The organism is Anabaena sp. FACHB-1237 (genome assembly GCF_014696225.1).
Lineage (GTDB): Bacteria > Cyanobacteriota > Cyanobacteriia > Cyanobacteriales > Nostocaceae > FACHB-1237.
On sequence record NZ_JACJPV010000035.1, the window covers coordinates 1 to 25,974 of the forward strand.

The window sequence follows — 25,974 nt, forward strand, 5'->3', positions numbered from 1 at the left end:
CAACTGGTATGAAGTACAGAGGAATCTGTTTACTTTAGTTGTACGTGAGCATATTTTTGCTAATCTTAATAGCGATCGCATGATCTAGAATACATAGATAATGTTTTTTGTCAATGCGTAAGTCCTATTAAACATACACAAAACAAAATCAATTTTTGCAACCGTGCGGCTAAAACTGCTGATAACAGCAATGGTACAGCAATAACTTCAGGATGAAAATCAAATAAATTGGCATTAAATACCACTGGATACAATAAATAAGCAGTTGCTACTGCTATAGCTTCACTTTCTTTTAATCCGGCTTGAATAGCTAAATACCATGTAGGTAAAGCACCTAAAGCTAATGCTAATGCTTGCACAATAAATAGCCAATAGACACTAGGATAAATTTTGTATGGTAAAGCCAAAATATAATGAATCCAAGCAGCATGATCTCCAAGAATATGAAAACCCATAAAAGAAGAAATGGGTGTTTTTTCTTGACTGACTAAATAAATTGCTTGGTCAAAAATGCCTAAATCAAAAGCACTTGATTTAAACAGTAAATGCCGTAAACTACTACTAGCAAATAAAACCAAAGCACTAATAACAATCATCGAACTTAAAGGACTAGCTTTAATTAGTCGTTTTTCCATATCACGTTATATATACCTCATAGATCATGTAACTTTTTTATCCTTGACAATGGATAACAACACAAGTTTACCATAAGATGGTATAATTTATTTTCATTTTTTAGTTCACACATTAAAATTTACCATATTATTCAGTCAATTCGAGTATAAATATGAACAATAAACAACTACTATCAGGGTTATTAATAGCATCATTAATATTATGGTTAACATTTCTCGGAAACCTACCTTTAAGAGACTGGGATGAAGGAACTTATGCTATAGTCGCTAGAGAAATTTACAGAACTGGTAACTGGTTTTATCCGACATTACAAGGAGAACCTTTTTTATTAAAACCTCCGTTGATGCAATGGTTAATTGCGTTATGTTACCAATTAGGAGGAGTACAAGAATTTACCACTCGTGTTCCTGGTGCATTTTTAACAGCCTTAGGAGTTCCTTTACTGTATTTGCTAGGTAAATTAGTTTTCTCTGAAACCTTACCAGCTTTATTTTCAGCTTTGGTTTATTTAACATTATTGCCTGTGGTACGTCATGGTAGACTGGCAATGTTAGATGGGATGACTATTTCATTTTTCTTATTATTATTGTTTTGTATTCTTAAAGCAAGAAATAATCAAAAATATGCTATTGGTATAGGTTTTTGTTTAGGTTTAATTACTCTAACTAAGGGGATGTTAGTGGTAGTTTTGGCAGGAATAGCAGGTTTATTTGTCATTGCTAATAAACAATTATCTTTGTTAAAAAATCCCTTTCTATGGATAGGAATGTTTTTAGGAAATTTACCTGCCATTGTTTGGTATTTTGCCCAATATCAACATTATGGTAATACTTTCTTACAAGTACATTTTCAATCTCAAGCATTTGATAGACTAGGAACAGCAGTAGAAGGTAATACTGGACCTATTTGGTATTATTTGTTAGAATTACTAAAATATGGGTTTCCTTGGTTATTGTTTTTGCCTGGAGGGTTATATTTAAGTTGGAAAAATCGTGATACTCCTTGGGGTTGTTTAACTTTAATTGGTACAATTATTTATTTGGCTATAGTTTCTTTCATGAAGACAAAATTACCCTGGTATATTATGCCAATTTATCCATTTTTAGCTTTAGCAATTGGGTTTAATTTAAATTATATTTGGCAACAAGAAAAGGTTAAAAGTAAATTTCTGATAGGATTTTTTGGATTTTTAACTGTAGTTGGTTTGGTAGGATGTGTTTATTTTAGTATTGTGGAAAAACAAATCATATTAATTTTCATGAGTATGATTTTAACCATATCTATGGGAATTACAGCTTGGTTAATTAATCAAAATAATCGTAAATTTATCCCTGTTTTGTTTACAGGAATGTATTTAGTATTATTATTATTAATGAGTTCAAATTCTTGGATATGGGAGTTAAATGAAGCATTTGCTGTTAAACCAGTAGCAGCATTAATTCGTCAGTTTGTTCCTCCAGCAACGACAATATATACTTCTTTTGGTTATAGTCGTCCTAGTTTAGATTTTTATTGTGATTGTCAAGTTATTTCTGGTAATATGGCATTATTGCAGGAAATGTTATCTAAAAAGTCTTATTTGTTGGTAGATAATGATAGTTTGCAAAAAATGAATTTAAAGGATAGTAAAATAATAGGAACAGTTAAAGAATTTACATTAGTTTCACCATTTACTAATTTATAAATTCTTGATGAACAAATATACATCATCTTTTTGATATCTTAACTGATATTCTCGGTTATTTTGTAAGCGTTTAATCAAATCAAGATAGTTTTCAACACTTGCTGCCCAACCAGGATAACGAATATTAAGTAAAATATAATGAAACTTATTTAATTCATTAATATTATGATTAATATTATATTTAAAACTAATTAATTCTCTATGGGTTAAATGGGGGGTAATAATATCTGTAGTAAAAATACTATCTTGGGTTTTTATTAAAGATATTGCTTGCTGAGTAGCTAGTAAATTATCTACAGATTTAATATATTTGGAAATAAAGAAACCCCATTTACCTAAAGCAAAAAAACAAATTAAAGACCATAAAATAATTAATCTTTTTTGTTGTACCCATGCTTTACCTGCTTGCAAACTCGCAATTAAAGATATAATTAAAAAAGGAATTATTGGTAAAGAGTAATGTAAAACTAGATTTTTTTGTGTAGGATGATCAGCAAGAATATTTAATGCTAAACAAGGAATTGCAGCTACTAAAGGAGAAATATATTGAGGTTTTAAACCCCAAATAACTGGTAATAATAAACAGATAATATATTCTAAATTTATAGCTGAAAAAATATTTTTTAAAATAATTTCTGGTTGGTATATGAAAATTTGTATCATTTCAGAAAATGATTTTCCTAAATAGCTATAGCGATATAAATGACGGTTTACTAGTGCGGTTTCATTACCAAAAAAAGGAATAATCATTTTGTTAGAAATTAAAAACCACGCTACACCACTAATAATAGCAATTACACCATATAAATATTTTTTTTCATCTTTTCTATCATGTCGTTTTTCAAAAAATAACAACCATATCCCCATAGATGTGACTGTTAAGGAAAGTACAGCTTTACATCCTAATACTATCAAAATGCTAGTACAAAACCACAGTATTTTTTTTCTTCTAGCTGCTAAAACTGCTGTTAAAAGTGCAGGAATAGCTATAGTATCTGGATGGAAATCACATAAATTACTGTTATACACCACAGGATATAATAGATAAACTATCATCATAGCTATGGTTTGATTTTGTTTTAAACCTGCGTGCTTTGCTAAAAAATATGTGGGTATAATACCCGCAGCTAAGGCTAAAGACTGAACTAAAAATAACCAATAAACAGTGGGATAAATTTTATATAATAAAGCAATTGGGTATAAAATCCAAGCTGCATGATCAGCTAAAGCATGAAAACCAAGCACAGAAGAAATGGGATTTTTACCTTGACTGATTAAATAAATACATTGGTCAAAAAATGCTAAATCTCCTGATGAATTAAATAACTCATGTCTAAGAATACTAGATATTAATAATATTAAGGTACTAATAGTTAAAATTGTAACTAAATTAGTATTTTTTACATTTGAATTGTCCACGATATTATTTACCTATTCATGATTATTAATCTTTTAAGGATAGATAAGATTTTATATTTGGAAAAATCATATCACAATTTCGCACAACAAACCATAATGTAAAACCTAAAGTTATAGAAAATATTTTAATATATATATCTGTTCCTAAATAACTAAAAAATGATGCTAATTGTACTGATATTGCTACCCAACGATATTGAGGAAAATAAAAAGCAAAGATAATAGATAATATATCCGTAGGATAAAAATATCTTTCGTGCATTTTGGGTAATAAATAGGGCATGGAAAAAACTGATATTGTCGCTAAATATATCAATCTATCTTGAGTTATTTCTAATTTACTTCTATAAACTAAATAGGCTAATAAAAATATAGCAAATACAGTTATTAATAACCCTATGGGTACAACAATATTATAAAATTCATTAGGAATCCATTGATAAAGATTCGGTACTCCTTTAGCAAGTTCTTTATATTTATTAGCTTGGGAAAAATATACTAATAGTAATTCTTTAATTGGTCTGCCTGCAATCCAAGCTGGTAATATTGCCAATAAATAAACTAGGGGAATTATTGGTAAATAATACCAAGATATACGTTTTTTTATCAATAAAATTAATAATAAAGGTGTTAAAAACATGGCTTGAAATTTAAAGGAAAGTGCTATTCCAAAACTAATTAATGCAGGAATTTGTTTATAAATAGATAAGAAGTAAACACAAGCAATTAATCCAGTGGTATAAATAACATCACATTGTCCCCAAAGTGAACTATTATAAATGACAGTGGGACTTAATATTACTGCTAAGAATGCAAAATTTGCCATTTTACCATCGGTATATTTCAACTTGACAAGTTTATAAGTGAAAGATGCACAAATAAAATCCATTGTCATAGCAAACAGTTTAATTGCTAATATTTTGGGAACTCCAGATAGTAAGGTAGATGCCATTAATAGCCAGTAAAGATAAGAAGGTGTATAATCATAAAAATTATGCTTAAAGGCACTAAATCCACCATGAGTTACAATAAAATCATACCAGGGATCTAAAAAATATTTATAATCTACTGATTTATTAGGAACACACACTAATCTAATAATTATAGCAAATATAATGCCTATTAATAAATATCTAGGCATTGGCGATCGCATATAGTTTCGCATATATATAATTTAGAACAGTATCAATCGGGATTATATACCAACTATTTGATTTTTGTCAACGAATTTGTCAATTTAGGATTAGTTCCTATAATGGACATTGATTATCATGGCAAGAATTATGATTTATCTTAACCATGAATAAGTATCAACCTTAATTTAGTTTTAAATTTTCATCCATTAAAATCACTCAACAAATGCAAACACAACATCAAAAACCATCAAAAATAGATAATTTACCACTAATAATTATCATGATCACAGCTTTAACCCTCCGCATTTTCACAGCCTTAAAATTCCCCAATATCTTCTGGGCAGATGAAATATTCCAAACATTAGAACCTGCCCATCGTCTTGCTTTTGGCAATAGTATTGTTACCTGGGAATTTAGAGATGGTATTCGTTCTTGGGTATTACCAGGAATATTGTCTATCATCATGACTTTAACACAATTCCTGGGATCGGGTTCAACTGGTTATATTACTGGAGTTGTGATTTTTCTCTGTTTAATCTCCTTATCCATTATTATAGTTGCCTATTATTGGGGATATGAAATAGGCGGAAAAATCACAGCTTTAACTTGTGCTATTATTTGTGCTATTTGGTTTGAAATTATTTATTTTTCTCCCAAAGGTTTAACGGAAGTAATCGCTACTCATTTTCTATTACCAGGAATATTTTTAGCTACCAAAAAATCAGACTTTCCTGATCGCAAAAGGTTGTTTATTTCTGGAATTTTATTAGGTATATCTCTCTGTTTAAGAATCCATTTATTACCATGTATTATTTTCTTATTAATCTATATTTGTGGTACAAAATTTAAACTAAAATGGTTGCCAATACTTGTAGGAATTATCGTTTGTCTACTAGTTTTTGGTGTAGTAGATGCCTTTACATGGTCCTATCCTTTTCAATCTTTTTGGTTAAATATTTGGGTCAATGTTGTAGAAGGTAGAAGTAAACTTTATGGGGTTTCTCCTTGGTATGAATATGGGATTTTTTTATTTAAAAGTTGGTCATGGTTTATTATTCCTATCACCATCTTCATCATTATAGGTGCGCGTCATTGTCCCATTTTATTATGGTCAGGATTAATTATTATCTTATCTCATAGTATTCTCGATCATAAAGAATATCGCTTTATTTATCCAGCTTTGCCAATGTTTATGATATTAGCAGGAATAGGAACTAGTGAAATCTTCACTCAATTAATTAATAAATTGACAAAACATCAAATATTTTTCCTGCCCAAAAATTTTATATCATTGTTTCTTGCCATTTTATTTTGGGTTAATATTTCCCTGCCACTTTCCACGAGATTTAATGTTTATCAAGATGTGAAATTCTCCATTTTTAGCACTGATATTAAAAACACTCACTGGTATGGCGTAGCTAATAATTTATTAGCTATGCAAAGTTTAAGTCAAGAAAAAAATGTTTGTGGTGTTGGTCTTTGGAATATTCATTGGGCGTTATCAGGGGGTTATGCTTATTTACATCACAATGTGCCGATCTTTTCAGTGGAAACAAACAAAGATTTTCAAGAATTAAATTCTGGGTTTAATTATGTTGTTGCTGGTCTTGTTTTACCATCTCAACATCAAAATTATCAATTAAAAAAATGTTGGGAAGGAACTTGTATTTATGAACGTCCAGGTTCTTGTAACAGAATAGTGGATAGAGATATTAATTATATTCTTAAACGGTCAGGAAATTAGTTTTTACATCTTCGCTGAGTATGGAATAGCGATTGAAAACAGTTGCAGGTAAATCTATTAATCTTGACGCTGTTGGGTTATTGGCTATAATTTTAGAAAATTTCCTAGAAGTGATTTATAATTGATCCTGATGTTCTCATCATTAAGGCTAAAATCTGAGATTGAGGACTTACGCAAGATTGGAATCAAAACCTGATTCTTGTGTAGGGCTAATTGATGAATTATCCAGACTTTCGTTGTATAGGCCTCATATTTGAATTTTGAAAAAAATTAGGTATTGTAATGTCCGTCAGATAAGCTAATGTGCAGCACTCACTGTATAATTAAAAAACCTGAAGTTACAGTAGCACAAGCATCTTGCTTGTATTAATTATTCAAGTTAAAGGCACAACAGCTTATGATAAATCTGTTGATTGATAGAATTTATGGAGTCTGACACACCCTACGTATATGCATCATAAATCAAATATTATTCCTATATTTTGCGTAAGTGCTGAGATTATTTGATTAAGACCTATTATTAAACCGATAATTCAATCTTATCTAAAGACAATCATGACACCAAAAACTACACTAGAGAAAATTACAGATTTTATCTCTACTCCCCTAAAGAAAAAACTAGAAATAAATCAACAAACAATAGAAAAATCTCTGTTAGATTTATTTGAAAATGTTGCCCATCATGTACCAGCATATCAACAATTTTTAAAAAATCAAAACATTAACCCAGATGATGTTAAAACCTTAGAGGATTTTCAAAACTTACCAATAATTAATAAGGAGAATTATATTACTAATTATCCATTTAATGAATTATGTTATCAAGGTAAAATAGAAAATTGTGATATTATTGCATCTTCCTCTGGTTCTACTGGTAAGCCCACATTTTGGCCAAGGTTTTTAACTGATGAATTACAAATAGCTACGAGATTTGAACAAATATTTCATGATAGTTTTCACGGTGATAAAAAACGGAGTTTAGCTATTATCTGTTTTACATTAGGAACATGGGTAGGAGGAATATTCACTGCTAATTGTTGTCGTCATTTAGCTATGAAAGGATATCCTATTACAGTGATTACTCCTGGTAACAATAAAACGGAAATACTGCGAATTGTTCAAGAAATTGGCCATAATTTTGATCAAGTTGTTTTATTAGGATATCCTCCATTTTTAAAAGATGTGATTGATACTGGCGTAAATAATCAGATTAATTGGCAAAAATATCATGTTAAATTAGTTATGGCTGGAGAAGTATTTAGTGAAGAATGGCGCAGTTTAGTAGGACAAAGATTAGGGTTAAATTTAGAGAATATTTGTTATGATTTTGCTTCTATGTATGGTACAGCAGATGCAGGAGTTTTAGCTAATGAAACGCCTTTAAGTATTTGTATTCGTCGTTTTTTAGCTAATAACCCAATAGCTGCTAAGGAATTATTTGGAGAGTCACGTTTACCAACTTTAGTACAGTATGATCCATGCGATCGCTATTTTGAAGTTATCAACAAAACTTTACTATTTTCTGGTAATAATGGCATTCCTTTAATTAGATATAATATCTTAGACAGTGGTGGAATTATTACTTATCAAGAAATGATTAATTTCCTAGAAAAATATAATTTTAATCCTGTAATAGAGTTAGCAAATAAAAGAGGAATACATCAATTACCATTTGTTTATATTTTCGGGCGTTCTAACTTTACAGTTTCCTATTTTGGGGCTAATATTTATCCAGAAAATATCTCTGTAGGTTTAGAACAACCCATTATTAGAGAATGGGTAACAGGTAAATTTGTTTTGCAAGTTAAAGAAGATTTAGATCAGAACAAGTTTTTATCTATTGTGGTGGAATTATTGCCAGGAATAGAACCAACTCAGGACAGAAAAACGGCAATTACTAACTCTATTCTTAGTCAACTATTACGGTTAAATAGTGAATTTGCTAATTACACTCCCCAAGAATACCAAGCGCCACAAATAGAATTAAAACTCACAGGAGATAGTGAATATTTTCCTGTAGGAGTCAAACATAGATATACTAGAAAATAACATATACAGCACATTCCATATACATGAGGTACAGTATGAACACAGCAAGATGTGTGTGTTATAAGGGTTTTATCATTAACATCTGTACCTCATAATAACGGAAACTGCTGTAGATAATGTATGCAAGCAAGATGCTTGCGCTACTACTTAAATACAATAGCTTAGGTGGATACTAACATTGTTATTTACCAATACAAAACTTACTAAAAATCCGATCTAATACTGATTCAGTAATTTCTTCCCCAGTAATTTCTCCTAATACATGAATAGCAGATCGTAAATCAATTGTCCAAAAATCTAAGGGTAATTTTTCTCGAATTGTCATTTCTACTTGTTTTAGGGAAATTTTGGCCTGTGTTAGTGCTGCTGCTTGTCTTTGGTTAATAGCAATATCCACGTTTGCCGCCTCAATTTTATCTTTTTGTACTAGGTTTAAAATCGCATTCTCTAACTGTTCAATTCCTACATTTTTAGCTGCTGCTGTGAAAATATATGATGATATTAGTGATGAAAATTCCCTAATCTGACCTGTGATTTTTTCCTGTTCACTACTATTTAATAAATCAATTTTGTTAACTACTAAAATCACAGGCCGATGTTTTACTTGTTGATAAATTTCTTGATCTGTATCACTAAAACCCACAGTAGCATCAATAGTAAATAATACTAAATCTGCACTATTAGCTGCATGACGCGATCGCTCAACCCCAATTTTTTCTACTTGATCTACTGTCTCTCTAATTCCTGCCGTATCTAATACTTGAATAGGTATTCCTCCCACCACTAATTGCGATTCTATAACATCACGGGTAGTTCCTGGTAAGTCTGTGACAATAGCGCGATCGCTTTGACTCCAAGCATTTAATAAACTAGATTTACCCACATTTGGTCTACCAACTATGGCCACTTTTAACCCTGTTCTTAGTAATTCTCCTCGTTCTTTTGTGGCTAATAATTGCTGAATTTCTAAACTAATATTATGAATTTCCGTAATAATTCCTAATTCATTTACAGGAGGTAAATCTTCCTCAAAATCAATTCTCGCTTCAATTTCTGCTAAAATATCTAAACATTGATTTCTTAATTTACGAATTGGCCGCGCTAATTTTCCCGTAATTCCTGCTAACGCACTTTGCGCTGCTTGGGGGGATTTTGCTCCCACTAAATCTGCTATACTTTCTGCTTGAGTTAAATCTAATCTACCATTTAAAAAAGCCCTTAAAGTAAATTCTCCTGGTTGGGCTAATCTGGCACCATTTTCTAAGCATAATTGTAAAACTGCTTGTACTGCAATTATCCCCCCATGACAATGAAATTCTACTACATCTTCACGAGTAAAAGAACGAGGAGCTTGCATAATTAATAATAAACTTTCGTCAATAACTTGTTTAGTTTGGGGATGACGAATATAACCGTAAATAATGCGATGACTCTCCCACAGTTGTCTACCAGGAGCATAAAATATAGTTTGAGCGATCGCCATGGACAGATCACCAGAAACCCTGACAATACCTACACTACCCTGTTGGGGAACAACAGCAGTAGCGATCGCCGCAATAGTACCAGTATGAGCTAAAAGTTCAGACATAAAAATCAGTAATCTGTAATCAGCTATTATAGGACTTACGCAAGTGTCACATCAAAAATCTTTTGTAGGGTGCGTCATATATCAAGAATCTGTTTATTTACATCATTTATGCTGTCTGAGACACCTTACCAATGTGCTATCATCAAAGTCGTCTAAAGTTCAGTAAAAATGCCTATAAATTAATAGTTTACTAAAGTAAACTTTAGCTATTACCCTGAAAATTCATTTCCAGGCGCGTGCGGAAGCTAAATAAATAAGCCATCAGTAGCTTAAATTGACACTTATGAGATCATGCTTTACCCCTACTGACTTGGTAACTCCTTGAACTCCTGACTCTATTTTTACTCTATATTTATAGATTATCATCAAAATAGAGGAGTCCACTGTGGAACAAAACATAGAACAAAAAATTAATTGCGCTCAAACCTGTATAAATGGTTGCATTTTAGGTGATGGATGTCCCAATATAGAGTTTAGACAAGCAACATCTCAATTTATTGCAGAGACTTCCCTAGATCAAATGTTGGCAATGGCCGAGGAAAGACTCAGGAAAAAAATGACAGAACCGCCTAAATGGATACTTCCTGAAGATATTTAATCATATCAGATCCTCAGATATACTAAACACGGCTTGGGTTTGGACTTTTCCAAAATCACGAAGAACCGATATGCGTAGGGGTTTAGCACTGCGCTTTACCCCTACCTGTAGAATCAGATAATTAAGCCGTTTTGAGTATCTGGTTGTTTATACTAAATCTATACCACAAAAACAGCTACAACACTGATTTATCCAGGAGGATCATTCTGAAAGACGCACAACCCAAAAAAGGCGTAGAACAGCTTATTTTGCCCATAGCATCCGTTTTAGCCTTTGTTTACCTATTTCAGTGGTATATGTTTGATCATATACCTTCATCATTAGAACCAACATTTACCCAATCACAACCACCACTAATTATGAAAGGAGGTGATCCATACATTCGCGCATTAATGAGAACAATATCTGCCAGTGAAGCTAATGGATCACGTCCCTATTCTTTATTATATGGAGGTAAGCAAGTTAATGATCTTAGCCGCCATCCAGAAATATGTATTCCTATCAATGTAGGACCAAATACAGGTAACTGTTCTACCGCAGCAGGTAGATATCAAATAATTAATACCACTTGGTATCATATAGCACCTAAATATCATCCCAAACCGGGAAATTTCTTATTGTGGCACAACTACAGTTTTGAAGCAGAATATCAAGATATCGTAGTTTATAAATGGTTAACAGATTCCCGCGTTTGGGGAGTAAATATTTCTCAACTATTGCGGGAAAAAAAATTAAAAACAGTTTTAAAAGAACTTTCTCCCACCTGGACAAGTTTAGGCTATGGTATAGAAAATAACTCTATTAGTCGTTCCTTACCAAGAATATATGAGAAAGTTTTGCAAGAAGAATTAAATAACTCCCAAAATTTCCCAAATTCTCAAAATTAATTCCTGCAAAAATATTAATTTTTCTAAATGATCATGAATATCTGATACAATTTGTAAGGTTTCTATAAGCTCTGAGCAATGGGATCAACTGGTGTAAGGATCGCAATTGACGCGATGGGAGGAGATTTTGCCCCCCAAGAAATAGTAGCTGGCGCACTGCGAGCTAAAGAAGAATTAGACGTAAGTATTTTGTTGGTGGGTAATCCTCAACAAATAGAAGCAGTGATGCCCTCAAAAACGAATCTGAAAGGGGTGGAAATAGTTCCAGCAGAAGAAGTAATCGCTATGGATGAAGAACCTTTAAATGCCGTGAGGCGGAAAAGAAAGGCTTCCATCAATGTAGCGATGGACTTAGTTAAAAATAAACAAGCAGATGCCGTATTTTCTGCTGGCCACTCTGGGGCAGCTATGGCATCAGCTTTGTTGCGTTTAGGAAGATTACGGGGAATAGACAGGCCAGCCATAGGTACAGTATTTCCTACTATTATTGCAGGTAAGCCTGTAATGATCCTGGATGTAGGCGCGAATGTAGACTGTCGGCCTAAATTTCTCGAACAATTTGCTGTCATGGGTTCGATTTATAGTCAGTATGTTTTGGGAACAGAATCACCCAAGGTAGGATTATTAAATATCGGCGAAGAAGACACTAAAGGTAATGATTTAGCCCTGCGCGCCCATGAACTTTTAAGAGAAAATGCTCAGATTAATTTTGCCGGGAACGCTGAAGGGCGTGATGTTCTCTCCGGTGACTTTGATGTGATTGTCTGTGATGGTTTTGTGGGTAATGTATTATTAAAATTTGCTGAATCTCTCGGTTCTGTAATTTTGCAAATTCTAAGGGAAGAACTACCCCAAGGTATTAGGGGACAAATAGGTACAGCACTATTAAAACCTAACCTAAAGCGCATTAAACAACGTATGGATCATGCAGAACATGGTGGCGCATTGTTGTTAGGTGTGGGGGGAATATGTTTTATTGGCCATGGTAGTTCTCAAGCACCTTCTATTTTTAGCGCTATTCGTATGGCCAAAGAAGCGGTAGATAATCAGGTATTGGCAAGACTCCAATCCCAATCTAATATCCTGCAAAATGAAAGTAGTTAGTCTTCAACAATTTGTCATTTGTCATGAGTCTGAATAACAGGAAACAAGCCAAATCAGGAAACATTTATAAAAATGTTGATAATTTATGATAAGTTTGTTAACTATTATACATATTTTCTCAATAAATGACAATTGACAACTGACAAATGACAAATGACAATTGATCCTTGGAGAGATTAAAGAGTGCAAAATTTATTTAATGGTATTGCCATTACAGGCAGTGGTTCAGCAGTACCCCAGACTTGTTTAACCAACGAAAATTTAACTCAGATAGTAGACACATCTGATGAATGGATTACTACGAGAACTGGCATCAAAGAACGTAAAATAGCCTTAGCACCAGAATCATTAACATCCCTGGCTACAGCCGCTAGTCAACAAGCCTTAGCCGCAGCAGGTATTACCGCAGCAGATATTAATTTAATATTACTAGCTACGTCCACACCAGATGATTTATTTGGTACAGCTTGTCGGGTACAAAATGAATTAGGTGCAATTAAAGCCGTAGCATTTGATCTAACAGCCGCTTGCTCAGGATTTGTGTTTGGTTTAGTCACTGCTGCACAATACATTAAAACGGGAGTCTATGAGAATGTACTCTTAATTGGGGCGGATATCCTCTCTCGCTGGGTAGATTGGGAAGATAGAGGCAGTTGTGTGTTATTTGGTGATGGGGCTGGAGCAGTAGTGATACAGGCAAATAAGAGCGATCGCCTGTTAGGATTCACTTTAAAGAGTGACGGTACACAAAATCAATACCTGAACCTAAACTACAAAGGTACAACCCAGGAATTAAACTCATCAGAAATTCAAGTAACCCAGGGAAAATTTCACCCCATTACCATGAATGGTAGAGAAGTTTACCGTTTTGCTGTGCAGAAAGTCCCTGAAGTTATTGATAAAACTCTATTTACAGCCCATCTTCAAGCTGAAGATATAGATTGGTTAATCTTACACCAAGCCAATCAAAGAATAATTAATGCTGTAGCCGAACGTTTAGAAATTCCTCAGCATAAGGTAATTAGTAACGTAGCTAATTATGGTAATACCTCTGCTGCATCCATACCCCTAGCACTAGATGAAGCCGTGAGACAGGGAAAAATCCAGTGTGATGATATAATAGCTATCTCTGGTTTTGGCGCTGGACTTAGCTGGGGTGCAGCTATCTTTAAATGGGGGCGATAAAATTAGTCAGCCGTCAGTAGGGGTTTAGCAATGCTAAACCCTAGAAGTTACGAGTCATACCAATTACCAATCTTTGTAAAATAACCAAGAAATGACAAAAACTGTATGGGTATTCCCCGGGCAAGGTTCACAAGCCTTGAACATGGGAATGGAATTATTAGAAGTGCCCTGTGCTAAAGCAAAGTTCTCTCAAGCTGAAGAAATTTTAGGTTGGTCTGTCATAGATATCTGTCAAAGTAATATAGATACACTATCACGCACATTATACACACAACCATGTTTATACGTAATTGAAAGTATTTTGTCCGACTTATTGCTAGAAAAAGGACATCGGCCAGATCTAGTTGCCGGTCATAGTTTAGGTGAATATACTGCATTATACACTGCTGGCGTTTTTGATTGGGCTACGGGTTTACACTTAATTAAACAACGTGCTGAAATCATGGATAATACATCTGGAGGCTTAATGGCCGCCCTATTGAACTTTGATCAAGCACAATTAGCGCAAGTAATTAAAGATACACCTAATGTAGTTCTAGCTAATGATAATAGTCCTGCACAAGTTGTCATTTCGGGAACACCAGAGGCAGTAAAAACTGTCATGTCTCAAGTTAAAGCTAAACGTGCCCTGCCATTAAAAGTTTCTGGGGCTTTTCATTCCCCATTGATGAATGCTGCGGCCACACAATTCCAGGAAGTTCTGGATACAGCAACTTTTAAAACTGCGGTTTGTCCAGTTTTATCTAATGTAGATCCAAATCCTGAAATAGATGCAGATATTTTAAAAGCACGCCTTAGTCAACAAATGACAGGTTCAGTACGCTGGCGAGAAATTGCTTTACAACTACCAGAAAATGGAATTGGAAAAGTGATAGAAATTGGACCTGGTAACGTATTAACAGGATTAGTTAAACGTACTGTAGAAGGACTAATATTAGTAAATATTCGTAATTTGCCAGAACTAGAGAATTACAGTAGCTAACGGGTGATTGGTGATTGGTGATTTCTTTCTTGTAAGATAATAACTAAATGAGTTTACATTAGTTTACCAGTAAAGTGTTACCTATCACCCATTACCCATTACCCATTTTTAATTGCTATGTCACAAAGTTCAGAAACCCCATCATCTAATATTAGAGCGATCGCCCAAAAATTTCGCCTTATCGGTTGGATTAGTTTTTGGACGCAGTTAGTATTAGGAGTAGTTTCCAGCGTCATATTACTGACATTTAGTATATCCAGTCAAAAACCCAATAGCGCAGGAAGTAACCCCGGTACAGCTTTTGGTGTATTTCTAGCTATCTGTGGATTAATTATGTTAGGAATAGGTATATACATAGCTTTTAGATATACTAGAGTTGGTTTAGAATTAGAATCTAGTAACCCTAATAATCGTCCTCGTAGAAGCGAGACAGTACAAGTATTGCGTTTAGGATTATGGGTAAATTTAGGCGGAGTTTTGGCTACACTATTAGGATCATTAGCAATAGTGGGAGTGTTAACATCGAGAGCAATTACACAAACACAGTTTTTCTTTGCTCCACAAAATAACCAACCCTTCATTAGCGGTTTAGATATGTTTGTCGTCCAGTCTAATCTCAACACAATTCTAGCTCATTTTACAGGTCTATTAGCGTCCTTATGGTTAATTAACCGTATTACTAAGTAATTGAAAATTGACGGTGATTGGAATATTCTAATCTTTGAAAATAGGTAGTTCTAAAATAAATCCAGGTAAAACATTTTCTCCAGATAAAATTTTTGGTAATAATACTATTTCTACAGATTGATTTTGACGATAAATTTCTACTTGTTGATTTTGAAGATCAATTAACCAACCTAAACGTAAACCACTATGAATATATTCCCCCACTTTCTCCTGTAATTGACTCAAAGAATCAGTGCGCGATCGCAATTCTATCACAAAATCAGGACAAATTTTAGGAAACCTTTACTGTTCTTCAACACTTAAAGATTCCCAGCGTTCATTAGCTATCCAAGCCACATCAGGAGAACGTTTACCACCATGAGGTAGAATAAAAACAGTGGAAGAACTAAATACTTTTCCGAGTTTATTTTGAAGATTCCATAACCAAACATAACCATTAAAATCTGATTCTCTATTAACACTAATTGCACCAACTGGAGGCATAATTATTAATTCCCCTTTAGCAGTTTGTTCAAGTTTCCAATCTTCGTTAATTTGACATAGCTGATAAAATTGATCATCATTTAAACCTACATTTTTGATATTTAAAACAACCGCTTCAGATGTCATCATTGCTGATAATCTCCTTAAAGTTACGGAAATTGACTTGAGAGAGAAAACCCATATTCTATTAAATTATAGCGTTTCCTCGTTTAATGAAGTACAAAATTATCTGCGTGTATCTGCGTTTAATTACTACAGTTTGTAACTTACTTGTATTGCTTGTATGGAAATGGCTATATTATTTTTGTTGGGTTTCACTGCGTTTTACCCAGCCCATCATTGTAACAATTTTTAGCAAGATTTTTTGGTGTGACACTTGCGTAAGTCCTCAATTCCTAACATAGCATTGGTTTGAGGTAACATTGACTGAAGAAACAAAACCCAACATTTTATCAATTTAACCCCTGGAGGACTTTTTGAGGTTGCAGTGACGCTTAACCCAACCTACAATTTTATGGTTTAGCAGGTTTTAGCATTGCTAAAGCCCTATCATCAATGTACAAAAACTTACCAAAACTAACAAATGCTGGATATTAAACAAATTAGAGAAAACCCCCAACTCGTACAAGAGAAATTAAACAGCCGTAACGGTAAATACGACATTCAACCTATATTAGATTTAAGCCAACAACAACGGGAATTAGAAGGTAAACGCAGTCAACTACAAGCCCGCAGCAACGAAATTGGCAAATTAGTGGGTCAAAAAGTAAAATCTGGAGTTGATCCTCAAAATCCAGAAATACAAGCCTTAAAGGACGAAGGAAACGCCATTAAGACCACATTAAGTGACTTAGAACCCCAGGAAAAAGAGTTAAAAACCCAAATTCACGAATTACTGTTAGCGCTTCCGAATTTACCCAGTGATTTTACACCCCTTGGTAAAAGTGAAGACGATAACCAAGAAGTGAGAACATGGGGAGATGAATATAAACCCACAAATGCCGATATTTTACCACATTGGGAAATCGGTGAAAAATTGGGTATTTTGAACTTTGAAAGAGCGGTAAAAATTGCCCAAAGTCGGTTTGTCAGTCTTATCGGTGCGGGTGCGGCTTTAGAAAGAGCGTTAATTCAATTTATGCTGTCTCAACATATTGAGAATGGGTATATTGAAGTGAGTCCACCGTTGTTAGTTAATACAGATTCTTTAACAGGAACTGGACAATTACCAAAGTTTGCGGAAGAAAGTTTTAAATGTGCAGATGATGATTTATGGTTAATTCCTACTGCGGAAGTTCCCGTTACAAATTTTTATCGGGGGGAAATTTTAAGCGCGGAAGAATTACCGATTTATCACTGTGCTTATACTCCTTGTTTTCGGCGAGAAGCGGGAAGTTATGGACGGGATATGCGGGGTTTAATTCGGTTGCATCAATTCAATAAAGTGGAGTTGGTGAAGTTAGTAAAACCGGAAGATTCCTTTGAGGAATTAGAGAAGTTATTAGCAAGTGCTGAGGGGATTTTACAGGCTTTAAAATTGCCTTATCGAGTGATTAATTTATGTACTGGAGATTTAGGGTTTTCGTCCACAAAAACTTATGATTTAGAGGTATGGTTGCCATCTTCTGGGAAGTATCGAGAGATTTCTAGTTGTTCTAATTGTGTGGATTTTCAAGCCAGAAGGGCGGATATTCGGTTTAAGGAAGCGGGGAAGAAAGGGACGCAGTTTGTACATACTTTAAATGGTTCTGGTTTAGCTGTGGGTAGGACTATGGCGGCCATTTTGGAGAATTATCAGCAAGCTGATGGGACGATTAAAGTACCGGAGGTTTTGCAGGTTTATTTGGGTAGGGTGGTGTTGTAGTTTAGGGGTTTTGTAGAGGCGTTTTTGGGGTGCGTCTCTACATGGGTTTTAATACATCTCAGGTTATCTATCTTTTTCTTATTTATGTATTCAGAACAAAAATCACTTGATTGGCTAGAGTTATTTTCTGGCGGAGTCCCAACAGGCCCTTTTTTCTTGGGATATACCCTTAATGGGCTAGAGGAAATTTATTTAAAACAGTCAGATAAATTAAGTGGTCATCTTTTAAATGAGTTATGCCTTGTTGGTCTTATTTCTTACTTTGAAGCGTTTTGCAAAGACCATTTTGCTTCAATGATTAATATAGAACCATCACTTCTGAGTAATTTATCAAAAAATAATCAAGATATTAGTATTGATCCAATTAAAATACTTGATTTGGGTACTAATCTTCCTTACAATATTGGTTTTATTGTTACTGAGAAATATGATTTTGGCACAGCACAGAAAATTAACTCTCTTTATAGCGCATTACTTATGATTTCACCTTTTTCTAAAGATGAGATGAGGATTTATGAAAATTTACTTAAAGATCGTAATCTCTTAGTTCACCATGGAGGAACTTATACATCTGCTTACATTATCCAGAATAGAAATATGCTTTCCTCTGAATTGAAACGTCCCTTTTTTGATTCATTAGTTGTGTCTACAAGTTATTTAGATGAAAAATTTAATTTTATTAGAGAAATTGCAAGGAAAATGTTGAAAGCGTCTCATACATCGCTGACAAAATACCTAGTTGAAAACGAAATTCGGCTTGAAGAATGGAGACAAATAGCTCTTGACTCGTTCTTGGAAGAAAGTTAATGAAATGTAACGCACCGTCTTTTATTGATATTTCATCGGTGCGTTACGCTTCGCTAACACACCCTACGTTAATGTGGGTTAATCATACAAATCGCTGGATGGGATATCAAGTGCGATCGCTCATCTCGTAGGGTGCGTTAATGAAATGTAACGCACCGTTTTTTATTGATAGTTAAATGTCGGTAATGCACCATTTTTATTGATAGTTAAATCTTAGTAATTCACCGTCTTTTATTGATATTTCATCGGTGCGTTACGCTTCGCTAACACACCCTACTTTTATGATCATAGCTCATCTTGTAGAGTGCGTTAATGAAATGTAACGCACCGTTTTTTATTAAATCTGAAAATATAGATGAATATTAAAAAACCATCCTGTACATCCTCAAATCCTGGATATCTTGATTCAGACAAATTCCCATTACATTGATAAAATGATATAATATCAACTACTAACTATAGCAATCATCAAACCATGCTAGAATTAATGCCATTTTTAAATAAATTAAGTCGGGCTGAAAAATTACAAATTATCCAATATTTAGCCTCTCAATTAGTACAAGAAGAATCGGAATTAATTAAACCAGGAATGTCTTATCCTGTCTCCTCTCGTTATGATGCTTTTGAAGCTGCAAATATAATGTTAAAAGTGCTGGAAGCAGAAAATGGTCAAAAAAGATAAATTAATTGAGAAATTAACAAATAGTCCCAATAATGCCAAATTTAGTGATATTCGTAAACTGTTAGAATTAGATAATTTTGTATTAGATAGAATTACAGGTAGTCATCATATCTTTATCAAAGATGATATAATTTTAGTAATTCCCGTACATAATAATCGGGTAAAATCAGTTTATGTTAAACGAGTATTAGAATTAATAGAAGGATCATAATCATGAATTATCCCATAGTTGTTTATCCTTGTGAAGAAGGCGGTTTTGTAGCAGAAATTCCAGCATTAAAAGGATGTTTAGCACAGGGTGAAACTTTAGAAGAAACATTACAAGAATTGATAATTGTCAGAAACTTATGGTTAGAAACTGCCGAAAAATATGGTCAAAAATTACCAGATGTTGAACGTGCTATTGCAAAAGTGAAAGCTCTAAGTAGCGTATAAATTTTAGAATCAGGATTTCGACCGATTAAAGGATTAACAGGATTATATTTGATTTTGATATTCACAGAATATTGGAATTAGTGCAATTTCTGAAAATGTAGATGAATATAAAAAACATCCTGTACATCCTCAAATCCTGGACATTATCTCGACTTACTTGGGCAAGCTCAGTACAAGTCGCTCGATAACCACCTGATTCAGACAAAAAAAGATTAACAGGATACTGTATAGTAAATTTAGCAAAGTAATCACACTTTAATAATATGACCAAAACAATATACATAGAAACAAGTATTATTGGTTATTTAACAGCAAGACCTAGTAAAAATCTAATTGTTGCTGCTAATGCGGAAATAACAAGAGATTGGTGGGATACTCAGAGAAATTCTTTTACTATTTACATTTCTCAACTGGTATTGCAAGAAGCAGCAAAAGGTGATCCGGAAATGGTGAATAAAAGAATAGAAGTTTTAAATAACTTTCCTCTACTTGATATCACAGAACCAGTCGAAAACTTAGCACAGGAATTTCAAAAACAAAGTAATTTACCACCCACTGCTGCTTATGATACTGTTCATATTGCTACAGCTACAGTCTATGGTTTAGATTATCTGTTAACATTGCTAACCCCTATATTCAGAAAAAACTCTCACAAATTGCTGATAGTTTAGGATATGAACTACCAACAATATGTACACCTTATGAAATGTTAGGAGAATAATTTATGTTGAATGATGAAGTTTTGGCAGAAATTCGGAAAATCAGAGATGAACAAGCTAAGTCATTTAATTATGATTTAGCAGCTATTTGTGCTGATTTAAGAAAAAAACAAGCAACAAGTGGCAGAAAAATTATTTCTCTTCCCTTGAAGACAGTGGTAAAATCACGCTGATTTTTTAGGGTGCGTTAATCAATTTTATTTAATGCACCATTTTTTATTATTTTTATAAAATATTGCACTATCTGAATCAGGATAACCAGGATTAAAGGATTAACAGAATAATATTTGATATTGATATTCACAGCTCATATCGTAGGGTGCGTTAATGAAATGTAACGCACCATCTTTTATTAATATTTAATCGGTGCGTTACGAATAAAGCTAACGCACCCTACGTTAATGTATGTTAATTATACAAATTGCTGGATGGGATATCAAGTGCGATCGCTTATCTCGTAGGGTGCGTTAATGAAATGTAACGCACCGTTTTCTATTAAAATTTAACTGTCAGAATCAGGATAACCAGGATTAAAGGATTAACAGGATAATATTTGATTTTGATATTAACAGAATATTAAAATTAGTGCAATTTTGTGAAAATATAGATAAATATTAAAAAAAACATCCTGTACATTCTTAAATCCTGGACATCCTGATTCTGACAAAATACAATTGTTTAAACTATAATAAAATATAACCATCATTCATCATCAAATTACTATGCTCAAAAGTTACGAAGCAATTTATGAAAATGGGCAATTAACATGGTTATCAGAACAACCTCAAGTCAATTCTGCTCGTGTGATTATCACCATACTACAAGAAAACTTACCATCAAAAAAACACCGTACTCCTCCTGCTTCTATTGCTGGTAAAGGTAAAACATTGGGTGATATTGTTAGTCCATCCTGTACATCCTCAAATCCTGGATATCCTGATTATGACAATTTTTAGCTACAATTAAACCATAAGCAACTAACATCAATTAGAGGCAATAATTATGAATACAGCTAAACTTACCAGTGATGGTACTCAGCAGACGGTAATATTACCACCAGATTTTAAAATGACGGGTACAGAAGTTTATATCAAAAAAATTGGTAATGCCATTATTCTTATTAGTAAAGATAATCCTTGGTAAACTGTAATTGATAGTTTAGATCAATTTTCTGATGACTAGAGATCAACTTCCTATTGATGAAATAGAGGAGTTTTAAATGCAATATCTTCTCGATACCATTGATATTCTAGAATATTAGAATTAGCGCAATTTTGTGAAAATGTAGATGAATATTAATAAAACATTTACGTCAAGAATTAAACCTGAATGAGAAAGAGTTGCAAATTTTCAAGCTGTTATGTGATGAATATTTAACAGATCAAGCCATTTATGAACATTTTCACATATCACTTAGAGTTGTACAAAATCATATCCAGCATTTTAAAGTAAAATTAGGTCTTGATGAAGCTAGTAATAAACAAATTAATACTCGCATAGCATTATGTATGATAGCACTTGAGAAAAAATTATTATAGCTTACCAATACTAAACCCCTAGCCAGAAATCTGTTATTATCACCTCAAAAGTGGTATAATGTCAGATTGTGACTTTTTATGAAAATCCGGTAAAAGGAGAAGGATATGCAAAGAACATTAGGAGGCACTTGCCGTAAGAGAAAAAGAACATCTGGATTTCGCGCTAGAATGCGGACACCAGATGGCAGAAACGTAATTACAGCCAGAAGAAAGAAAGGCCGTCATCGTCTCAGTGTTTAGTTAAGTTTACCTAAACCCAGATAATAATAAAAGTGGCTTTGCCCAAAGCATATCGTCTCAAATCCCGTCAGGATTTTCAGGCAGTTTTCCGGGAAGGAATACGGCGACATAGTTCTCATTTTACGATGAGGGCTTTAAAACCAGTGATTTCTCAAAATCCTTCTTTGGATACTGTCCTTGCCACCGCCCTTACTCCCACAAAATTTGGTATATCTATAAGTACCAAAGTGAGTAAAAGAGCAGTAATTCGCAACAAAATTAAAAGGCAAATTACGGCAGCATTACATCGCCTACTGCCAAAAATAGCCCCAGGATGGCGAATAGTATTAGTAGTCAAACCAAAAACAGCAGAATCTCAGTGCGGAAGCCAAAAATTTCTGCAAGAATTAGAGCAGTTATTGGTAAAAACTGAGGTGTTACATGGGCATTCGTGAAGAAGTTTATTATGAAGGTGGTCCCCACATCGGAGACTTGATTTTAAACTTACTGATTGGACTGACAGTAGTGGGAATACCATTAGCTATAGGTGCAATTGTTAGGGCATTATGGTTACGGTTTCGGATTACAGATAGACGAATTTGTGTCACTGGAGGATGGATGGGGCGCGATCGCTCGGATGTCATTTATTCAGAGATCGTCAAAATCATCACAGTACCTCGTGGTATTGGCCTATGGGGGGATATGGTAATTACTTTGAAAAATGGCAGTCGCTTAGAAATGCGGGCAATTCCCAAATTTAGAGAAATGTATGACTACATTAATGAAAGGGTAATGGCTAAAAATCCCGAATATAGCAGTGGGAAATAAACAGCAATCAGGAGTCAGGAGTTAGTATGGGTTTAGCAGCTATGCAACATAAGTGTCAACTTAATGTAAAACCCATAGCCCGACTGGGAATGAATTCCTGTGTCTCCTAGCAAAAGTTGTCTAAAGATGACTAAGAATTATCCAAATCCTTAGTTTACTTTAGTGAACTTTGGCTATTAGCCTGGAAATTCATTTCCAAGCAGGCGTGTCAGCAAGGCTAAACCCGGACTAGGAGTCACTGAGTTAGAATCAAGAATTTTCTCCGCGCATCCTGCATCCTGCACTCCGCACCCCGCACTCAAATTATGCTAAGTTCTACAAAAGATGTCCCTTGGATATCATCTATTAGAAATTAGATAACAATGTCAAATTAACTAGGTTGAATTTAGAATAATGGATTTTGGTATCGGGTTTCTCTCGAATAACGTCATGTTGCCAATCATAGACCTATTCTATGGTGTTTTTCCTAGCTATGGATTGGCAATAGTCGCCTTAACTTTAATCATCCGATTTGCACTTTACCCTTTGAGTGCAGGTTCTATTCGCAGTATGCGACGGATGCGTGTAGTTCAACCGCTTATGCAAAAGCGGATGCAAGAAGTAAAAGAACGCTATAAAGACGATCCGCAAAAACAGCAAGAAGAAATGATGAATGTCCAAAGAGAGTTTGGCAACCCTTTAGCAGGTTGCTTACCTCTGTTACTACAAATGCCCGTACTTCTGGCTTTATTTGCTACATTGCGCGGTTCGCCTTTTGCTGGAGTTAATTACTCCGTCAACTTACAAATTTTTCCAGCGGCACAAGTTGAACAAATTCAACCTCAAGCCTTTGCTACCCCTCCCCAAAATATCTATATTGCTGATGGCGAACATACGCAAATTACAGCGATTCTTCCCAGTGGTAATAAATTAACAGTGGGAGAAAAAACTAAGATTCAGTATCAAACCATTGAAGGTAAATCATTTGCTACACTTTTAGCAGATCACCCAGAAAGTAAATTAACTCCCCAATGGACAGTTACTAAAGGTCAAGAACGCATTAAAATTGATGCTGAAGGTAATATTGAAGCCTTAGAACCTGGAGATGTGACAATTCAAGGTACTATTCCAGGATTAGCAGCAGATCAAGGATTCTTATTTATTGATGCTTTAGGCAGAGTGGGCGCAATAGATCCCGATGGCAAAATTCACTGGGATATAGTAGCGATGATCGTCTTCTTTGGGATTAGCTTATACGTTAGTCAAATGCTTTCTGGGCAAAATTCCAGTGGTGGTAATCCCCAACAAGATACAGTTAACAAAATTACTCCTGTGATTTTCTCAGGAATGTTTCTGTTTTTTCCCCTACCTGCTGGAGTCTTGATGTATATGGTAATTGGTAACATTTTCCAAACTATCCAAACTTACATCCTTTCCCGTGAACCTCTACCAGAGGAAATACAGAAAATTGTCGAAACTCAGGAAAAAGCAGCACAAACTATAGATGTAAAGGCTTTGCCTTTTGAACCCAAAAGTTCTAAGAAAAAGGCTAATAGTTGATTATGAATGATCTTGCTCTACAAAGTGCTGAACAATGGTTACAAGATTTACTCCTATTCATGGGCGTAAATACTACAGTACGCACTGAATTAGTCACTAATTCCCCTTTAGATGATGAAACTTCTGTCAGCCAAGGTTATTGGTTAACTATAGATGACTCTAATTTAACTCCTGAACAAATTAGGAAGTTAATTGGTGCTGATGCTTCTGTGCTGGATGGAATGCAATATCTAGTTAATTCAGTGTTTAACTTCAATCAATTAGAAGAGCATCTCACATTGTACACGGTAGAATTAAATGGTTATCGTGTCAGACGACAAGCGGAAATTATTAATTTAGCGGAAACTGCTGCCGCAGAAGTACGTTTTTCTGGGAGAGAGGTAGAGATAAAATCTCTTAATGCTGCTGAAAGAAGAATGGTTCACAATCTGTTAAAGGATTTTACTGATTTAGAAACCTTTAGCCGTGGCAGAGAGCCTTACCGTCATTTAGTAGTTAAACCAGTTTTTGAACCATAATGATGATATTTCACGAATCCTAATGGACGCTATTTTTATTCCGCAGCTAACAAAAGCATCGGAGCGCACCGAGGAAGTTCAAGTTGATGAGTTTTTGCCTGGCTTGGAAACTTTAACCCCTGTACGCGGACATATTCAAGTTCGCCATCAGGGGAATTATTTACAAATTGCCAGTCAGGCAGAAACAATTATTACTTGTATTTGCCATCGTTGTTTAAAACAGTATAACCATCGTTTAAGTGTCAACACTCAAGAAGTGATTTGGTTGGATGAAAATCCTGATCAAGATGATTTACCGTTGGAACGGGAAGTTCCAGTGGAAGATTTAGTAGAAACTCTATCACCTGATGGTTATTTTTATCCCTCCGAATGGTTGTATGAACAGATGTGTTTAGAAATACCTCAACGTCAATTGTGCGATCGCAATTGTCCTGGTATTTTAGATACTATTGCTGATGATAGTTCTCAGGAAACGCTTGAAAAACCTATAGATAGTCGTTGGGCTTCTTTAGAAGCGTTGAAAAAGAAATTACTGTAATATGTCATCTATCAGCTTTTAGTTATCAGCTTATAGTTTACGCCACGCTGCACGAACAGCTGATAATAAAAAGCTAACTCCTGACTCCTAAAATTTTTTTTGTTT

29 protein-coding genes and 2 pseudogenes are annotated in these 25,974 nt (G+C 34.2%); 26 read left to right on the forward strand and 5 right to left on the reverse strand.

The genetic code is table 11. From position 1 onward, the window contains the following. Nucleotides 1-125 precede the first annotated feature (125 nt). Nucleotides 126-635: pseudogene (locus H6F32_RS15430) on the reverse strand (DUF2079 domain-containing protein); the annotation flags it as partial. 152 nt (nucleotides 636-787) lie between these two features. Here H6F32_RS15430 and H6F32_RS15435 point away from each other — a divergent pair. Beyond that, complete coding sequence (locus H6F32_RS15435; RefSeq protein WP_190370200.1) at nucleotides 788-2,320, forward strand: glycosyltransferase family 39 protein; 1,533 nt, start codon at nucleotides 788-790, stop codon at nucleotides 2,318-2,320. Here the strand turns inward: H6F32_RS15435 and H6F32_RS15440 are convergent. Both H6F32_RS15440 and H6F32_RS15445 read right to left on the reverse strand, forming a co-directional pair. After that, nucleotides 2,315-3,739 (reverse strand): DUF2079 domain-containing protein, encoded by a 1,425-nt coding sequence (locus H6F32_RS15440; protein ID WP_313926654.1) that lies wholly within the window; start codon nucleotides 3,737-3,739, stop codon nucleotides 2,315-2,317. The two genes, H6F32_RS15435 and H6F32_RS15440, sit on opposite strands and share 6 nt — an antisense overlap. 25 nt (nucleotides 3,740-3,764) lie before the next feature. After that, entirely contained in the window at nucleotides 3,765-4,904 is a 1,140-nt protein-coding gene (locus tag H6F32_RS15445) for a hypothetical protein (protein WP_190370201.1), read from the reverse strand. A gap of 194 nt (nucleotides 4,905-5,098) precedes the next feature. Here H6F32_RS15445 and H6F32_RS15450 point away from each other — a divergent pair, with 194 nt between their 5' ends. Both H6F32_RS15450 and H6F32_RS15455 read left to right on the forward strand, forming a co-directional pair. Continuing rightward, nucleotides 5,099-6,619: a mannosyltransferase gene (locus tag H6F32_RS15450; protein ID WP_190370202.1), complete on the forward strand. Its 1,521-nt coding sequence runs from the start codon at nucleotides 5,099-5,101 to the stop codon at nucleotides 6,617-6,619. Between the two features lie 555 nt (nucleotides 6,620-7,174). Further along, nucleotides 7,175-8,668, forward strand: a complete 1,494-nt coding sequence (locus tag H6F32_RS15455; RefSeq protein ID WP_190370203.1) for a phenylacetate--CoA ligase family protein — start codon at nucleotides 7,175-7,177, stop codon at nucleotides 8,666-8,668. Nucleotides 8,669-8,849: 181 nt separating this feature from the next. Here H6F32_RS15455 and mnmE read toward each other — a convergent pair whose 3' ends face one another. Next, nucleotides 8,850-10,256, reverse strand: a complete 1,407-nt coding sequence (mnmE, locus tag H6F32_RS15460; RefSeq protein WP_190370204.1) for a tRNA uridine-5-carboxymethylaminomethyl(34) synthesis GTPase MnmE — start codon at nucleotides 10,254-10,256, stop codon at nucleotides 8,850-8,852. Nucleotides 10,257-10,653: 397 nt separating this feature from the next. On the opposite strand from mnmE, the gene H6F32_RS15465 reads away from it, so the two are divergent. The 6 genes from H6F32_RS15465 (at nucleotide 10,654) to H6F32_RS15490 (ending at nucleotide 15,699) form a co-directional block, all read left to right on the forward strand. Further along, nucleotides 10,654-10,854, forward strand: coding sequence for a hypothetical protein (locus tag H6F32_RS15465; RefSeq protein ID WP_190370232.1), 201 nt, complete (start codon nucleotides 10,654-10,656; stop codon nucleotides 10,852-10,854). Between the two features lie 245 nt (nucleotides 10,855-11,099). Next, nucleotides 11,100-11,741 carry a glycoside hydrolase family protein gene (locus H6F32_RS15470; protein WP_313926656.1) on the forward strand — a complete coding sequence of 214 codons (642 nt, stop codon included), beginning with the start codon at nucleotides 11,100-11,102 and terminating at the stop codon, nucleotides 11,739-11,741. A gap of 78 nt (nucleotides 11,742-11,819) precedes the next feature. Next, the gene (gene plsX / locus H6F32_RS15475; RefSeq protein ID WP_190370205.1) at nucleotides 11,820-12,845 is read left to right on the forward strand and encodes a phosphate acyltransferase PlsX; all 1,026 of its coding nucleotides are present in this window, start codon (nucleotides 11,820-11,822) and stop codon (nucleotides 12,843-12,845) included. Between the two features lie 183 nt (nucleotides 12,846-13,028). Beyond that, on the forward strand, nucleotides 13,029-14,030 hold the full coding sequence (locus tag H6F32_RS15480) for a beta-ketoacyl-ACP synthase III (protein ID WP_190370206.1): 1,002 nt from the start codon (nucleotides 13,029-13,031) through the stop codon (nucleotides 14,028-14,030). A gap of 91 nt (nucleotides 14,031-14,121) precedes the next feature. Continuing rightward, a complete protein-coding gene (fabD, locus tag H6F32_RS15485; protein WP_190370207.1) occupies nucleotides 14,122-15,012 on the forward strand; it encodes an ACP S-malonyltransferase in 891 nt (296 codons plus the stop codon). Between the two features lie 117 nt (nucleotides 15,013-15,129). Beyond that, the gene (locus H6F32_RS15490; protein WP_190370208.1) at nucleotides 15,130-15,699 is read left to right on the forward strand and encodes a DUF3611 family protein; all 570 of its coding nucleotides are present in this window, start codon (nucleotides 15,130-15,132) and stop codon (nucleotides 15,697-15,699) included. 27 nt (nucleotides 15,700-15,726) lie between these two features. Here H6F32_RS15490 and H6F32_RS15495 read toward each other — a convergent pair. Beyond that, nucleotides 15,727-16,308 (reverse strand): annotated as a pseudogene (locus H6F32_RS15495) (Uma2 family endonuclease). 457 nt (nucleotides 16,309-16,765) lie between these two features. Here H6F32_RS15495 and serS point away from each other — a divergent pair. From serS to H6F32_RS15575, 17 genes are all read left to right on the forward strand, one after another. Further along, nucleotides 16,766-18,046 (forward strand): serine--tRNA ligase, encoded by a 1,281-nt coding sequence (gene serS / locus H6F32_RS15500; RefSeq protein WP_190370209.1) that lies wholly within the window; start codon nucleotides 16,766-16,768, stop codon nucleotides 18,044-18,046. 84 nt (nucleotides 18,047-18,130) lie between these two features. Continuing rightward, nucleotides 18,131-18,853 (forward strand): hypothetical protein, encoded by a 723-nt coding sequence (locus tag H6F32_RS15505; RefSeq protein ID WP_190370210.1) that lies wholly within the window; start codon nucleotides 18,131-18,133, stop codon nucleotides 18,851-18,853. Beyond that, nucleotides 18,853-18,984: a hypothetical protein gene (locus H6F32_RS20950; RefSeq protein WP_277875074.1), complete on the forward strand. Its 132-nt coding sequence runs from the start codon at nucleotides 18,853-18,855 to the stop codon at nucleotides 18,982-18,984. The genes H6F32_RS15505 and H6F32_RS20950 overlap by 1 nt, the downstream gene beginning before the upstream one ends. Nucleotides 18,985-19,328: 344 nt before the next feature. Continuing rightward, entirely contained in the window at nucleotides 19,329-19,535 is a 207-nt protein-coding gene (locus tag H6F32_RS15510; RefSeq protein WP_190370211.1) for a hypothetical protein, read from the forward strand. Next, nucleotides 19,519-19,746, forward strand: a complete 228-nt coding sequence (locus H6F32_RS15515; protein ID WP_096572020.1) for a type II toxin-antitoxin system HicA family toxin — start codon at nucleotides 19,519-19,521, stop codon at nucleotides 19,744-19,746. The genes H6F32_RS15510 and H6F32_RS15515 overlap by 17 nt, the downstream gene beginning before the upstream one ends. Before the next feature lie 2 nt (nucleotides 19,747-19,748). Next, a complete protein-coding gene (locus H6F32_RS15520) occupies nucleotides 19,749-19,970 on the forward strand; it encodes a type II toxin-antitoxin system HicB family antitoxin (RefSeq protein ID WP_190370212.1) in 222 nt (73 codons plus the stop codon). Between the two features lie 263 nt (nucleotides 19,971-20,233). Beyond that, nucleotides 20,234-20,641 carry a type II toxin-antitoxin system VapC family toxin gene (locus tag H6F32_RS15525; protein WP_242031155.1) on the forward strand — a complete coding sequence of 136 codons (408 nt, stop codon included), beginning with the start codon at nucleotides 20,234-20,236 and terminating at the stop codon, nucleotides 20,639-20,641. A 53-nt stretch (nucleotides 20,642-20,694) separates the two neighbouring features. Next, complete coding sequence (locus tag H6F32_RS15530) at nucleotides 20,695-20,862, forward strand: hypothetical protein (RefSeq protein ID WP_168651017.1); 168 nt, start codon at nucleotides 20,695-20,697, stop codon at nucleotides 20,860-20,862. 549 nt (nucleotides 20,863-21,411) lie between these two features. Beyond that, nucleotides 21,412-21,645, forward strand: a complete 234-nt coding sequence (locus H6F32_RS15535; protein ID WP_190370213.1) for a hypothetical protein — start codon at nucleotides 21,412-21,414, stop codon at nucleotides 21,643-21,645. A gap of 46 nt (nucleotides 21,646-21,691) precedes the next feature. Next, nucleotides 21,692-21,832 (forward strand): hypothetical protein, encoded by a 141-nt coding sequence (locus tag H6F32_RS21115; protein ID WP_313926655.1) that lies wholly within the window; start codon nucleotides 21,692-21,694, stop codon nucleotides 21,830-21,832. 197 nt (nucleotides 21,833-22,029) lie between these two features. Then, the gene (locus tag H6F32_RS15545) at nucleotides 22,030-22,227 is read left to right on the forward strand and encodes a hypothetical protein (protein ID WP_190370214.1); all 198 of its coding nucleotides are present in this window, start codon (nucleotides 22,030-22,032) and stop codon (nucleotides 22,225-22,227) included. 105 nt (nucleotides 22,228-22,332) lie between these two features. Further along, on the forward strand, nucleotides 22,333-22,467 hold the full coding sequence (rpmH, locus tag H6F32_RS15550; protein ID WP_190370215.1) for a 50S ribosomal protein L34: 135 nt from the start codon (nucleotides 22,333-22,335) through the stop codon (nucleotides 22,465-22,467). Between the two features lie 32 nt (nucleotides 22,468-22,499). Continuing rightward, complete coding sequence (rnpA, locus tag H6F32_RS15555; protein WP_190370216.1) at nucleotides 22,500-22,901, forward strand: ribonuclease P protein component; 402 nt, start codon at nucleotides 22,500-22,502, stop codon at nucleotides 22,899-22,901. Next, entirely contained in the window at nucleotides 22,888-23,274 is a 387-nt protein-coding gene (locus H6F32_RS15560) for a PH domain-containing protein (protein WP_190370217.1), read from the forward strand. The genes rnpA and H6F32_RS15560 overlap by 14 nt, the downstream gene beginning before the upstream one ends. Before the next feature lie 393 nt (nucleotides 23,275-23,667). Continuing rightward, nucleotides 23,668-24,813 carry a membrane protein insertase YidC gene (yidC, locus tag H6F32_RS15565; protein WP_190370218.1) on the forward strand — a complete coding sequence of 382 codons (1,146 nt, stop codon included), beginning with the start codon at nucleotides 23,668-23,670 and terminating at the stop codon, nucleotides 24,811-24,813. Between the two features lie 2 nt (nucleotides 24,814-24,815). Next, nucleotides 24,816-25,331 (forward strand): R3H domain-containing nucleic acid-binding protein, encoded by a 516-nt coding sequence (locus tag H6F32_RS15570; RefSeq protein ID WP_190370219.1) that lies wholly within the window; start codon nucleotides 24,816-24,818, stop codon nucleotides 25,329-25,331. Nucleotides 25,332-25,353: 22 nt separating this feature from the next. Continuing rightward, the gene (locus H6F32_RS15575; protein WP_190370220.1) at nucleotides 25,354-25,869 is read left to right on the forward strand and encodes a DUF177 domain-containing protein; all 516 of its coding nucleotides are present in this window, start codon (nucleotides 25,354-25,356) and stop codon (nucleotides 25,867-25,869) included. Nucleotides 25,870-25,974: the final 105 nt, after the last annotated feature.

Bases quoted from the DNA above. Each gene is read 5' to 3' on its own strand.
- rpmH (WP_190370215.1), top strand. From the start codon at position 22,333: ATGCAAAGAACATTAGGAGGCACTTGCCGTAAGAGAAAAAGAACATCT.
- mnmE (WP_190370204.1), bottom strand. From the start codon at position 10,256: ATGTCTGAACTTTTAGCTCATACTGGTACTATTGCGGCGATCGCTACT.
- H6F32_RS15450 (WP_190370202.1), top strand. From the start codon at position 5,099: ATGCAAACACAACATCAAAAACCATCAAAAATAGATAATTTACCACTA.
- H6F32_RS15445 (WP_190370201.1), bottom strand. From the start codon at position 4,904: ATGCGAAACTATATGCGATCGCCAATGCCTAGATATTTATTAATAGGC.
- H6F32_RS15505 (WP_190370210.1), top strand. From the start codon at position 18,131: ATGTATTCAGAACAAAAATCACTTGATTGGCTAGAGTTATTTTCTGGC.
- H6F32_RS15510 (WP_190370211.1), top strand. From the start codon at position 19,329: ATGCTAGAATTAATGCCATTTTTAAATAAATTAAGTCGGGCTGAAAAA.
- H6F32_RS15525 (WP_242031155.1), top strand. From the start codon at position 20,234: ATGACCAAAACAATATACATAGAAACAAGTATTATTGGTTATTTAACA.
- H6F32_RS15560 (WP_190370217.1), top strand. From the start codon at position 22,888: ATGGGCATTCGTGAAGAAGTTTATTATGAAGGTGGTCCCCACATCGGA.
- H6F32_RS20950 (WP_277875074.1), top strand. From the start codon at position 18,853: ATGAAATGTAACGCACCGTCTTTTATTGATATTTCATCGGTGCGTTAC.
- H6F32_RS15515 (WP_096572020.1), top strand. From the start codon at position 19,519: ATGGTCAAAAAAGATAAATTAATTGAGAAATTAACAAATAGTCCCAAT.
- H6F32_RS15490 (WP_190370208.1), top strand. From the start codon at position 15,130: ATGTCACAAAGTTCAGAAACCCCATCATCTAATATTAGAGCGATCGCC.
- H6F32_RS21115 (WP_313926655.1), top strand. From the start codon at position 21,692: ATGAATACAGCTAAACTTACCAGTGATGGTACTCAGCAGACGGTAATA.
- H6F32_RS15570 (WP_190370219.1), top strand. From the start codon at position 24,816: ATGAATGATCTTGCTCTACAAAGTGCTGAACAATGGTTACAAGATTTA.
- H6F32_RS15520 (WP_190370212.1), top strand. From the start codon at position 19,749: ATGAATTATCCCATAGTTGTTTATCCTTGTGAAGAAGGCGGTTTTGTA.
- H6F32_RS15535 (WP_190370213.1), top strand. From the start codon at position 21,412: ATGCTCAAAAGTTACGAAGCAATTTATGAAAATGGGCAATTAACATGG.
- H6F32_RS15435 (WP_190370200.1), top strand. From the start codon at position 788: ATGAACAATAAACAACTACTATCAGGGTTATTAATAGCATCATTAATA.
- fabD (WP_190370207.1), top strand. From the start codon at position 14,122: ATGACAAAAACTGTATGGGTATTCCCCGGGCAAGGTTCACAAGCCTTG.
- serS (WP_190370209.1), top strand. From the start codon at position 16,766: ATGCTGGATATTAAACAAATTAGAGAAAACCCCCAACTCGTACAAGAG.
- yidC (WP_190370218.1), top strand. From the start codon at position 23,668: ATGGATTTTGGTATCGGGTTTCTCTCGAATAACGTCATGTTGCCAATC.
- H6F32_RS15575 (WP_190370220.1), top strand. From the start codon at position 25,354: ATGGACGCTATTTTTATTCCGCAGCTAACAAAAGCATCGGAGCGCACC.
- H6F32_RS15455 (WP_190370203.1), top strand. From the start codon at position 7,175: ATGACACCAAAAACTACACTAGAGAAAATTACAGATTTTATCTCTACT.
- H6F32_RS15530 (WP_168651017.1), top strand. From the start codon at position 20,695: ATGTTGAATGATGAAGTTTTGGCAGAAATTCGGAAAATCAGAGATGAA.
- plsX (WP_190370205.1), top strand. From the start codon at position 11,820: ATGGGATCAACTGGTGTAAGGATCGCAATTGACGCGATGGGAGGAGAT.